Origin of the sequence: Sphingobacterium ginsenosidimutans (assembly GCF_039536865.1) — a bacterium.
Classification (GTDB): Bacteria; Bacteroidota; Bacteroidia; order Sphingobacteriales; family Sphingobacteriaceae; genus Sphingobacterium; species Sphingobacterium detergens.
In genome coordinates this window covers 956,779-969,176 of record NZ_BAAAZK010000007.1, presented here as the reverse complement: position 1 = coordinate 969,176, position 12,398 = coordinate 956,779, and the positions used below count along the sequence as shown (strand labels likewise).

The window sequence follows — 12,398 nt, the reverse complement described above, 5'->3', positions numbered from 1 at the left end:
TATTAGTATGATTACAACGTACGATATCCAGGATCGCCGATTTCCCTTAAATACCGGAGCAGGTAGCGATGCTATACATAAAGATCCTGTATATTCTTATGCAGTTACCCATTTGTTAGATGATAAAGGACGTGTGGGCACTGGCTTGGCATTCACCATAGGTGCTGGAAATGAACTGGTCTGTCAGGCTGCAGCGTTTTATGCCGAGCGGCTCAAAGGAATAGCCATCGAAGAGCTGATGGCAAACTTTGGCGCGATCTTCAATACACTGAGCAATGAGCAGCAGTTTCGTTGGTTAGGACCGCACAAGGGTATTGTGCATCTAGCGCTGGCGTCGGTGACAAATGCCTGTTTTGACTTATGGGCGAAAACCCGGGCTGTTCCGCTCTGGAAATTATTGGTTGATCTAACGCCAGAGGAAATTGTCAATACCCTGGATCTTTCCTATCTGGAAGATGAGCTGACAAAGCAAGAGGCTATTGCGCTGATTGCTACAAATAGAGAGGGTCGTCAGGAACGAATGAAAATTATCGAAAAGGGATATACGGGTTACGATACCTCTGTTGGCTGGTTTAACTATTCGGACGCCCAGGTCAGAGAAAACTGTAAACGGGCTATTGCAAAGGGCTTTACGGCCATGAAACTGAAAGTGGGTAGCGCGGATCCGCTCCGTGATATCAGACGGGCCCATATTGTTCGGGAGGTTGCTGGTGATCAGGCAACAGTCATGCTGGATGCCAATCAACAATGGACATTACCGCAGGCGCTGGCAATATGTCAAGAGCTCAAGGCAATGAATCCATTTTGGGTGGAAGAGCCGACACATCCAGATGATATTGTTGCGCATAAGATACTGACCGATGCCATTGCGCCGATAAAGGTCGCTATGGGGGAACATGTCCCTAATCGGATTTTATTCAAAAACTACCTCCAGTTGGGAGCCGCAGGTTTTGTACAGGTAGATGCAGTCCGTGTCGGCGGGGTGAGCGAATTTATTACGGTCAGTTTACTCTGTCGCAAATATGGCATCCCTGTGGTACCGCATGTAGGCGATATGGGACAACTGCACCAGCACCTGGTGTTGTTTAATCACATTAGTCTTGGGCATGAAGCCCTGTTTCTTGAACATATTCCACATCTCAAATCTCGCTTCGTACATCCCGTAGTCATCGAAAATGGTGTTTATCGGACGCCGATGGAAGCTGGAAGTAGTTGTGACTTAATCTAAAATTAACTTATGTTAGGAAATATAGATTTGGGTATCGCAGTAGCCTATATTGCATTGATTCTGATTGTCGGTATCCGCGCCGGTATCGGCAGTAAGAGAAATACAGGGACGGCCGAAGGTTATTTTCTCGCCGGCAAAAGCTTGCGGTGGCCAGCAATCGGATTAGCACTCTTTGCGACAAATATATCCACTGTACACTTGGTAAGTCTTGCGCAAAGTGGATTTGATACGGGTTTGCTTAATGGAAACTTTGAATGGATGGCCGCATTTACTTTGGTCCTATTGGCTTTGTTTTTTGTACCGTTCTACCTCAAGTCCGGTGTGGCAACGCTCCCGGATTTCCTGGAAAGAAGGTATGACCGTTCCAGTAGAGATTGGCTGACATTTATTTCCATAATATCTGCCATAGTGATCCATATCGCCTTTTCGATGTTGGCAGGAGGTATCGTGCTGAAGACACTTTTTGGGATTAATATGTATTTGAGTATTACAGTAATTTGTGTTATTACCGGAATCTATACTATCCTTGGTGGGCTGCGTGCGGTAGTTGTCACGGAATCCATTCAGACCATTGTATTATTAGCCGGCGCATTTATCATCAGTTTTGCAGCATTCGATCGCATGGGTGGGTGGATACCGATGAAAGATGTACTGATCGCTGAAGGTGGACTCGACCGGTTGTCCATGCTCCGTGGCGCTGATGACAGCAGTGGCATGCCCTGGTATGCAGTGTTCTTTGGTTATCCCATTCTGGGGATCTGGTATTGGTGCGCAGATCAGACGATTGTCCAACGTGTACTGGGGGCGAAGGATGAGAATCATGGTCGTGTGGGCGCGCTGTTCTGTGGTATTCTGAAAATTTTGCCCGTATTTATTTTTGTATTGCCCGGATTATTCGCCTACACCCTCTTTAAGAGTGGGCATCTTGATCTAAGTAGCCTGGGCTTGGACGCGGCAGGCCATGTGAATTCCAAAGGAATATACACGCTGATGATCACGCAGCTGTTGCCTTCTGGCCTGATCGGGATCCTTGTGGCGGCTTTGTTGTCCGGGTTGATGAGTCAGATTTCTGGCGCCCTTAATTCGATTTCCACGATGGTTAGTTACGACATTTTTAAGCAACGGAAGCCACAGGCCACGGATAAGCAGCTTATCCGTATCGGGAAAATATCCGCTGTGATCGCGATGGCTTTTTCGCTGGCTCTACTGCCATTACTGGACAGATATGAGAGTATTTTTAATGGGATCAACGACGTGATCGCCCATATTGCGCCTCCCATAACCTGTGTATTCCTCTTAGGCGTCTTCTGGCGGAAAGCTTCGGCGGTATCGGCTAAATTGACCCTCTGGATTGGATCTTTTTTGGGTATGGGGGTCTTTATTCTGAATAAGGTTCTGCCAGATTCCTGGATCGGACAAACTCCATTTATGATGATGGCATTCTACCTTTTCTTGACCTGTATGATCATTCAGATTATCTTATCATATTGGTATCCGGTACAACACAACGCGGAAAGCGAACAGCTCTATTGGAAGAGTCCATTGGAGCCACTTCGTGGGGCCGCATGGAAAGGAATCGGGAATTACCGCGTTTTATCGGGACTATTGTTGGCTATTGTCACAATTTTATACATAATTTTCAGGTAAGAAGTTACTTGTCGTATTTTAGATCTTAGAATTAATTGAATAAGCTTTTATAGATTTATCGTGAATAGATTGAAGGATAAAGTGATATTAATCAGTGGTGGTACTGCTGGAATCGGTCTGGCATGTGCGCAGGCCTATGCAAAGGCTGGGGCCCAAGTTGTTTTTATCGGCCTTGATCAGGCCTCCGTTGCTGCTACAGGCGAATTATTGGGTGCTCCACATCTGGGTATCTGTGCTGATTTTTCCCAGGAGGAGGATGTGAAGGCAGCGATAGACCAAACCGTTGCAACCTTTGGGCGATTAGATGCCATTCACAATAACGCTGGTCTTGCGAGTCCATCAAAGCCATTGCATGACACCACGGAGCAGGAATGGACCAGATTGTTCGATGTCAATGTAAAAAGTATTTTGTTGACAACACGATATGGTTTTCCTCACTTGAAAGCCTCAAGAGGATGTATATTAAATACAAGTAGCCTAGTGGCGGAAATTGGCCAGGAAAACCATGCTGCTTATGCCGCAACAAAAGGGGCTGTCAATGCCCTGACCAAATCAATGGCAATAGATTACGCAGCATTGGGGATCAGGGTGAATTCTGTCATGCCCGCAGCGGTGATGACGCCTATGCTTCAGCAATGGGCTTCGGAGCAGGCGGAGCCGGAACAGGTATTTGGTTTTCTAAAAGATATCCACCTCTTGGGTTATTGCCCGGAAGGGGATGTAATCGCAGATACCTGCCTGTTTTTATTGTCAGACAGTGCCCGGTTTATTACCGGGGTAAACCTGCCTGTGAGTGGTGGTGCCGAGCTTGGCTACCGTCGGAATAGCTAGGAGATTATTGATAAATAGCGAACTAATTTCAAATTATATAGTATATTTGGCGCGCAGATAAATCACTGCCAATATTTAATACATCAATCATGAGCCAAAAGTTTACATACAATACCCGATTTCCTGCTGTTGAAGACTTGAGAAAACAGGCAAAGAAAAGAATTCCAAAATTTGCGTTTGACTATTTAATAGGCGGTTGCAATGAAGAGCTGAATCTTGCCAGAAATGAAAATGATTTTGACAATATCTTATTAAAGCCGCAATATCTTCAGACGAGTGGGGAAATTGATATGTCTGTAGAACTTTTTGGTCGCCATTACAGTGCGCCATTTGGTGTTTCGCCAATTGGTTTACAGGGCTTAATGTGGCCCAATGCTCCAGAAATTCTAGCAAAAGCCGCTGCAGAAAATGATATCCCTTATATATTGAGTACCGTATCGACAAGTAGTATTGAACGTATTGCTGAGGTATCACAAGGTAAAGCTTGGTTTCAGCTTTATCATCCTACAGAAAATAAGCTGCGTGATGATATCCTGCGACGTCTGAAAGAGGTAGAATGTCCTGTGCTTGTTGTTCTGGTCGATGTTCCTGCTTTTGGACTTCGGTACAAAGAGATTAAAAGTGGATTGTCTATGCCACCAAAGATGAACATCGCTAATATCTTACAGACGTTTGCTTGTCCTACCTGGGGAATTGAAACACTTAGACATGGTATTCCATCTTTTGCAACCTTAAAGCCTTATATGGAGAAAGGACTGGATCTAGCGCAGCTGGGACAATTTATGAACAGAACGTTTACCGGTAAAGTAGATGTTGAAAAGATCAAAGCCATTCGGGATTTATGGAAGGGACCTTTGGTGTTAAAAGGAATTGCGACAGATGAGGATATGCAGGCTGCTATTGCATTGGGCGTGGATGGTGTTATCGTCTCTAATCATGGTGGAAGACAGCTTGACGCCAGTGAATCATCCATTAATTCATTGACTCATCTGGCAGCCAACCCAGATTATAAAAGCAAAATCAAGATTATGTTGGATGGTGGTATTCGTTCTGGAGTAGACCTTGCCCGTGCACATGCTGTGGGATCTGAATTTAACTTCATGGGGCGACCATTTATGTACGGCGTAGGTGCCCTAGGAAATGCAGGCGGTGAACATACCATCAATATGTTCAAAGCACATTTATTTCAGGTGATGAAACAGCTGAGCATTTCGAAGATAGACGAGTTTCCAAAACGTTTACAGAAGATATTATCTTAATATATTCCTATAGGAGTAATAAAGCCGTATTAAACAGTATTTTTGCGTTGTTTAATACGGCTTTATACATATTGATTCTATGGGTTTGTTACCAATCTATTGTTCGGTTGTCAGTGTCGCTAACCTCCCATTGTTCACTGACTTGTCCTTTGGAGTTTTCGGGTCTAGCGGTTGCTGAAGCGGCCGCGATACCTTGCTCGAGTTCGATCAGGAGCGTCTTAACTTTGGGTGCGATATAGGCCAATTTCTTTTTCATAGTCTTTTATTTATTGTATTCTATTCGATTTTTGCTAAATTTATTCTTGTTCCGTCCCTAGCTACAAGATATTTTCTTCTTTCCTGCACCCACACCTTTAATGATCGTACGACCATCAACAAGCTGAGTTACTTTAACTGTGTTGCTCTGTGTACTTCCCCAAGGAAAAGTATTGAAGGAGTTACCATTGTACAATACAAGTTCATATAAAGGTCCACCATTGACCTTGCTACCAAACATGGTTACTTTACCGGTTCTGCTGATCACAACTTTGATCAACGGATTGGCTGCAGTTCCTTGCATATTATAGATTTGAGCAATTCTACCATTTGTTTCTACATTAGTTCCTGCATATTTACTTCCGTCAAGAAACTGGATATTTTGTGCTGAGGAAGCACCAACTTCAAACTGGATTTCATTTTTTGCCAGTTTTACACCATTAATTTCCATATTGAAAGCATTGTCCAGTTCGGTGATATCAAACACAAATCCGTAATCAGCAGCTGGCGCAGTGAAATTTCTGGAGATAGTGGTTCCACTTGGATAAAATACACCATCAATACGGATTCCAGTTTTACCATTAACGACAACAGCGGGGTAGCTCCAGTTTAGACCATCACTGGTCACATCTTGGGTACAAGTTTTAAAATTAAGTTTCAGATCATACTTTTGTCCTGGATTGATCTTTACATTTGGAATGTTAAGATTTGATTTGGTTTCACCATCGATCATCAATGTTCCTAAGTTAAGTGCTCCTATACTAGTCCCTGGGTGGATTAATAGGGAAGGGGTGCTGACAACTGTACGTAGTCCAATGCCCAATGCAGGAAATTGTGCTTGCACACCTGCATCATTCAATCCATTGTATGTAAGCGCTCCATCCGAAAGTTTCAGATTGGCTGATGTATGACTTGGTTTAAACACAGAGTTTTCAAGCTTAGTGATTGACCCGGTCATATTGGCATCCATTGTCAAGGTTGTGGTAATTTGACTGAAACGGTGTTTCAATACAACGTTTAGGTTATTAACACCCGGGGTTAATTTCAGCGTGTTTGTAAAATACATTAAGTCACCATTGATATTATTGAGACTTGCTGAGGACAACGTACTTTGATTGTTAATATTAGGTACTGTACTTGTGCTATTTGTTGAATAAGCTACAAACGTATAGGATTTTCCGGCATCAAGTACAATTCCGGCCGCTACAGCTTCTCCACCATAGCTATAGGTCTTTTCTGTAACGTAATTCCCTTGACTATTGTAAACAACTACTTTATATTTAACATCTTTCTCCAGCTGTTTCTCCGTTACCTGAGGAGTAGTTGCTGCTTTGCTGCCCGATGAGGCCATCAATCCTTTATTGGAAGTTGTAGCTGAGCTATTTGTCAATACAACGTCAATGGAAGAACTACTGCCAAAAGGAACAGTCATCTCTTGTACTTCAGAAGCATTGTTTACGGAAGTAGCGGCTTTTGTGGATCCCTGCTTTTGACCAACGGCGTTGCTTTCCTCCTCGCTATAAGCCTCAACTCCCTGAAGATTGATTTTGACCACAGTTTCCCCTGCTAGGGCTGTGGTTTCACCACTCTTTTTACAAGAGAAGATACTTGAAGCAACCAGTATAATGCATCCCAACATTAGTACGTTTTTAAGGTTGCGATAATTTTTCGTTTTCATGTAAGTAGACATTTAATTTTACTTCGTTTCTTAGTGTTTTTGATTGATTTGTACTTGTGTGATTTTTTACTTTTTATTTATAGGCTTAATAGCTAAGCCTATTTTCATGTTTGTTTTTTTGATAGATGTCGAAATTTATTGATGCAATTATAGATATAGCTTTCTGTTTAATCATTATGATTTTCAATAAGTAATTTTTCCTGTAGCGAGAGTTCTACAAACGACCATTGATGTTTAGACGTTGATTTTAAGTGTTTTGGAAAGTGTTGCTTGTTGTTTTATTTATAGTTCTAATGGATTAATATTTTCGTGTAGATTAATTTTAGGTTTTTAGGGAGATAATCCGACGGAATGGACTATAATGATAGAAAGTCTGCTATTATGGCACAGTTTTCGTGTAGACTATTTATATGACTGAGTAAATACAGTATTTTAAGGAACGCGGCCTGTGTAAGTCAATTTGGGCAAAGCTTAGAGCTTCTCGCTAAGGAGATAGCATAGTTTGAAATTGAAAAGTTTTAAGTTGTGAATAATAAGTACCTATACAGGAAATTGTTTGTGATTGGCCGTGGGAGATAGGAATTGGAGGTTGCTGCAATCACAACTAATTTAGCGCGTTAACTAGGCGATGTTATTATAAAAGAATAAATTTTTGAAATATTTTTCTAAATTTGTATAATAATGAGAGTAATTGTTTTCATATTGATCACCTATATCTTGGGGCTTTCCTTTGTCCCATGCAGCGATGCGAACATTCGCAGCGAGGTGGCAGCCGTGGAAACACAATTCAATGAACCTCATAATCATAGTGAAGATTCCACCGATGCCTGTTCTATTTTCTGTTATTGCAACTGTTGTAGCGGAAATATTACAGTCTTCGAATATCAGTTACCAAAAATTGAAGGTATTCCGATTTCAATTTATTTTGATAATCGTATGCCGGTTCTAGACACACCTATTCTATCTAACTACTTCGGAACTATCTGGCAGCCGCCTAAGGTAGATGCTTAATTATCACTTTTTATAGCCGTACGCAAACATTATTGAGGAATTTTGCTTTTCTAATGAATGTTGGCCATCGGTGTGTAGCTGTAACTTTCGAGGTTACAGGGAAATAAGATATTCTATATATCTATTATTTAAGCATTAATCAAGCATATTGTGTTAGATAGTATAATTAAATTTAGCATCAAGAATAAGATCATTATTGGTTTAATGACCTTGTTACTTATTATTTGGGGCGGTTGGAGTGCCACAAAGCTGCCCATAGACGCCGTTCCCGATATTACCAATAATCAAGTACAGATTTTTACGTCCTGTCCGACCCTGGCGGGGCAGGAAGTGGAGCAACTGGTTACTTTCCCGATCGAACAGAGTATCGCTACGGTACCGAAGATCGAAGAAATCAGAAGTATTTCCCGTTTTGGACTCTCGGTGATTACCGTCGTTTTTGACGATGATGTCGATATCTACTTTGCGCGTCAGCTCATCAGCGAGCGTCTAAAAGAAGCTGTGGACCAAATTCCACAAGGTATCGGTAAACCCGAACTAGCTCCCGTTAGTACGGGTTTGGGAGAGGTCTATCAATATATCATTCACCCCAAAAAAGGCAGCGAAAGCAAGTATAACGCGAAGGATCTACGGACCATGCAGGACTGGATCGTTGCGCGCCAGCTTTACGGTACACCCGGTATTGCTGAGGTCAATAGCTTTGGTGGTGAATTGAAACAATATGAGGTCGCTGTTGACCCTAATCGCCTTAAGGCGATGAATATTACTATTCCGGAAATTTTCACCGCACTGGAGAAAAATAATCAGAATACGGGTGGTGCTTATATTGACAAAAAACCGAACGCGTACTTCATTCGTGGCATTGGACTGGCTACGTCGCTGGAGGATGTGAAAAATATTGCGATTAAAAAAACTGGTGCTGTACCTATTTACGTCAAAGATGTGGCCGATGTGCGTTTTGGACATGCGGTCAGGTACGGTGCCCTGACATATAATGGGGAAGTGGATGCCGTGGGCGGTGTAGTGATGATGCTGAAGGGTGAGAATAGCAATGAAGTGGTCAAGCGTGTAAAAGAGAAGCTGCCTACGATCCAAAAATCTCTGCCCAATGATGTGGTGATCGAGCCCTATCTGGACCGTACGGATCTTGTTGGTCGTGCAATAGGCACTGTTGAGAAGAACTTAATCGAGGGTGCACTGATTGTTATATTTGTTTTGGTGCTGTTTTTGGGAAATCTTCGTGCTGGTCTTATCGTTGCTTCAGCCATCCCATTATCCCTGCTCTTTGCTTTGGGATTGATGAATGTTTTTGGTGTGAGCGCAAATTTAATGAGTCTAGGTGCCATAGACTTTGGTCTTATTGTCGATGGTGCGGTAATTATTGTGGAAGCAACACTCCACCATCTTGGCCTGCGCAAGTCTACTGAAAAGCTGTCACAATCGGAAATGGATCATGAGGTATTCGAATCTGCTTCAAAAATCCGGACCAGTGCGGCATTTGGAGAGATCATCATTCTGATTGTCTATATTCCTATTTTGACATTGGTCGGGGTGGAAGGCAAAATGTTCCGCCCGATGGCACAGACCGTAGGTTTTGCGATCTTTGGCGCATTGATCCTTTCGCTGACATACATTCCAATGATGTGTGCCCTGTTTTTACCTAAAAAACATCATGACAAGAAAACCTTCAGTGACCGTTTTATCGAAAAACTTCAGCGTATCTATGCGCCTTTATTGCAGAAAGCTATCCGTTTCAAATATATTATCGTCAGCTTGACAGTGGCTTTCTTTGCCATAGCTGTTTTCTTCTTTAAAAGTATGGGTGGTGAGTTTATCCCGCAGTTGCAGGAAGGGGATTATGCCTTTCACTGTATATTACCACAAGGAAGCTCTCTCTCGCAAAGTATAGAAACTTCTATGCAGGCTTCCCGTATCATTAAAGAGTTTGAGGAGGTAAAAATGGTTGTTGGGAAAACCGGAGCGGCGGAAGTACCGACGGATCCTATGCCACCCGAAGCGACCGATTTGATGGTTGTACTGAAACCCCAGAAGGAATGGAAGTCCGGCCGAAGTTATAATGAACTCGGCGCAGCCATCCTTGAAAAACTAGAAGTTATCCCAGGCGTTTTCTTTGAAAAGAACCAGCCAATACAGATGCGATTCAATGAGTTAATGACAGGAATTCGTCAGGATGTTGCCGTGAAGATTTTTGGCGAAAATATCGACTCTCTGGCATCTTATGCGAATATCGTGGCGGCACAGATTCAGTCCGTTAAAGGTGCTACTTCCCCGCAGGTGGAGCGAGTATCGGGGCTGCCACAGATCAATATTGTATATGATCGTACACGCATTGCCAATTACGGTCTTACGATTCAAGATGTCAATGATGTTGTAAGTACGGCTTTCGCTGGTCGCAGTACGGGACAGATCTATGAAAATGAACGTCGTTTTGATTTAGTTGTTCGTTTGGATACGACACACCGTAATAGTATAGACGATGTGCGCAATCTGATGATTCCAACTGATACAGGTATTCAGATTCCACTGTCGCAGGTAGCGGCCATTGATTATAAACTTGGCCCCGCACAGATCAGTAGAGAAGCCGGAAAGCGTCGGATCGTCATTGGCTTCAACGTCTCGGGAAGAGATGTGGAGAGTGTGGTCAAGGATATCCAACAACAGCTGTCGGCAAAAGTAAAATTGCCTGCTGGTTATTATTTCACGTATGGAGGGCAGTTTGAAAACTTACAGAAAGCAAGTGCTCGTCTGATGATTGCAGTGCCTGTTTCCCTCTTGCTGATCTTTATGCTATTGTATTTCACATTCCATTCCTTTAAGCAAGCAGCCCTGATCTTTACGGCCATTCCAATGAGTGCAATTGGGGGTGTTTTTGCCCTGATGCTCCGCGGTATGCCTTTCAGCATCAGTGCCGGAATCGGTTTTATTGCTTTGTTTGGTGTTGCTGTACTAAATGGTATTGTACTGATCGGAACTTTCAACCAACTGAAGAAGGAAGGTATGGATGATATTTTTCAGCGCGTGAAGGAGGGAACATTGACAAGGTTGCGCCCTGTATTGATGACCGCTACCGTAGCTTCGCTGGGCTTTTTGCCTATGGCAATTAGTACGAGTGCTGGAGCGGAAGTTCAGAAACCGCTGGCGACTGTTGTTATCGGCGGATTGGTGACAGCAACCTTCTTAACGTTGTTTGTACTGCCTTTGCTGTATATTATTTTTAACTCAAAACTGAATATGAAAAAAGGAAATGCGGGTAAGACCATTGCGACGGTATTGGTTTTCCTATTTTCTACCATTGGATTTAAGGCTTTTTCACAGGAACGGATCGGGATTGACAACGCAATCGGTATGGCATTGAAGAGCAATCGCCAATTTCAGGTCAATGAGGCCGAAATAACCGGAGCAACTTATAATGTCAAAACCGCCAATGAAATTCCAAAGACGGGTGTTTTTGTGGAGAATGAAGATTACCGACCCAGCGATAAGACAGGGATCATGAAAATCGGTATCACGCAAAGCATTGCTTGGCCGGGACTCTACGCGGCACGAAAGGAATATTTTAAGCAACAGCTAAAATATGCCAATCTGAATACCGAAGTACTCAATGCTAATATTAAGAAAGATGTGCGCACAGCATATTATCAGCTCTGGTATCTTCAAGATAGACAGAAGCTCTATGTGGAGTTGGACAGTATCTACTCGGCGATGTTTAAGGCGACTGAATTACGTTTCAAAACCGGAGATGTCGCAGCATTGGATAAAATTGCCGCGGAGGCGAAATTAAGGGAATTGCAGGCTCAATTGGTTCAAAATAAGCAGAATATGTTGGTTCAGCAGCAGCAATTGATGATGCTTCTCAACCGCAATGAATGGATATTACCTGTAGAGCAATCGCTGGAAAAGATAAAAATGGACGTGGATGTCCAAAACCCGTCAGTTGATGCCTCACATCCTGTTTTAGCTTTGCAGCAACAGAATGTCAATATTGCATCCTCCAATATTGCGGTACAGAAAAATACAAATAAGCCTGAATTTTCGGGCAGATTCTTTTCGCAGCGCCTTTGGGGGGCAAAAGATCCGTTTACGGGATTCTCGGTATCAGCATCATTTCCTGTATTTGGCCTTGGCGCTTATAAAAGCAAGGTGAAAGCTGCAAACGCAGAAATGGAGGCACAACAAAGACAACTGGAATATGATACACAAGTTTTTCAGACGAAGAAGGTGAATGCATTGGCTGATATTGAGAAAAATGCTGCGCTGTTGCAGTTCTATGAATCCGCAGGCCTCAAGCAAGCTGACGCCATCATCAAAGCCGCGAGCCTCGGTTACAGAACCGGTGAAATAAGTTTTGCGGAGATGAGCCAGTTCTTAAGTCAGGCGATAGGGATCAGACAGAACTATTTAGACGTGCTCAATCAATATAATCAATCAGCAATCCAATACAATTACTTCAATAATAAATAAGTCAACA

8 protein-coding genes are annotated in these 12,398 nt (G+C 42.9%); 6 read left to right on the top strand and 2 right to left on the bottom strand.

All coding sequences use genetic code 11. The features are described from left to right. The first annotated feature begins 7 nt into the window (after positions 1–7). The 4 genes from ABFX33_RS16385 (at position 8) to ABFX33_RS16370 (ending at position 4,965) form a co-directional block, all read left to right on the top strand. A complete protein-coding gene (locus ABFX33_RS16385; RefSeq protein ID WP_257090932.1) occupies positions 8–1,228 on the top strand; it encodes an enolase C-terminal domain-like protein in 1,221 nt (406 codons plus the stop codon). A 9-nt stretch (positions 1,229–1,237) separates the two neighbouring features. Further along, on the top strand, positions 1,238–2,875 hold the full coding sequence (locus ABFX33_RS16380) for a sodium:solute symporter (protein WP_346086891.1): 1,638 nt from the start codon (positions 1,238–1,240) through the stop codon (positions 2,873–2,875). A 60-nt stretch (positions 2,876–2,935) separates the two neighbouring features. Next, the gene (locus ABFX33_RS16375) at positions 2,936–3,706 is read left to right on the top strand and encodes an SDR family NAD(P)-dependent oxidoreductase (RefSeq protein ID WP_257090929.1); all 771 of its coding nucleotides are present in this window, start codon (positions 2,936–2,938) and stop codon (positions 3,704–3,706) included. 89 nt (positions 3,707–3,795) lie between these two features. After that, positions 3,796–4,965 carry an alpha-hydroxy acid oxidase gene (locus ABFX33_RS16370; protein WP_257090928.1) on the top strand — a complete coding sequence of 390 codons (1,170 nt, stop codon included), beginning with the start codon at positions 3,796–3,798 and terminating at the stop codon, positions 4,963–4,965. A gap of 88 nt (positions 4,966–5,053) precedes the next feature. Here the strand turns inward: ABFX33_RS16370 and ABFX33_RS16365 are convergent, their stop codons facing one another. Then, entirely contained in the window at positions 5,054–5,221 is a 168-nt protein-coding gene (locus ABFX33_RS16365; protein WP_257090927.1) for a hypothetical protein, read from the bottom strand. 57 nt (positions 5,222–5,278) lie between these two features. Then, a complete protein-coding gene (locus tag ABFX33_RS16360) occupies positions 5,279–6,898 on the bottom strand; it encodes a hypothetical protein (protein ID WP_346086890.1) in 1,620 nt (539 codons plus the stop codon). 681 nt (positions 6,899–7,579) lie between these two features. Here ABFX33_RS16360 and ABFX33_RS16355 point away from each other — a divergent pair. Beyond that, on the top strand, positions 7,580–7,909 hold the full coding sequence (locus ABFX33_RS16355; RefSeq protein WP_306429380.1) for a DUF6660 family protein: 330 nt from the start codon (positions 7,580–7,582) through the stop codon (positions 7,907–7,909). Between the two features lie 150 nt (positions 7,910–8,059). Continuing rightward, on the top strand, positions 8,060–12,391 hold the full coding sequence (locus tag ABFX33_RS16350) for a CusA/CzcA family heavy metal efflux RND transporter (protein ID WP_346086889.1): 4,332 nt from the start codon (positions 8,060–8,062) through the stop codon (positions 12,389–12,391). Positions 12,392–12,398: the final 7 nt, after the last annotated feature.

Coding starts and splice junctions, on each gene's coding strand:
- ABFX33_RS16355 (WP_306429380.1), top strand. CDS start 7,580: ATGAGAGTAATTGTTTTCATATTGATCACCTATATCTTGGGGCTTTCC.
- ABFX33_RS16370 (WP_257090928.1), top strand. CDS start 3,796: ATGAGCCAAAAGTTTACATACAATACCCGATTTCCTGCTGTTGAAGAC.
- ABFX33_RS16380 (WP_346086891.1), top strand. CDS start 1,238: ATGTTAGGAAATATAGATTTGGGTATCGCAGTAGCCTATATTGCATTG.
- ABFX33_RS16365 (WP_257090927.1), bottom strand. CDS start 5,221: ATGAAAAAGAAATTGGCCTATATCGCACCCAAAGTTAAGACGCTCCTG.
- ABFX33_RS16385 (WP_257090932.1), top strand. CDS start 8: ATGATTACAACGTACGATATCCAGGATCGCCGATTTCCCTTAAATACC.
- ABFX33_RS16360 (WP_346086890.1), bottom strand. CDS start 6,898: ATGAAAACGAAAAATTATCGCAACCTTAAAAACGTACTAATGTTGGGA.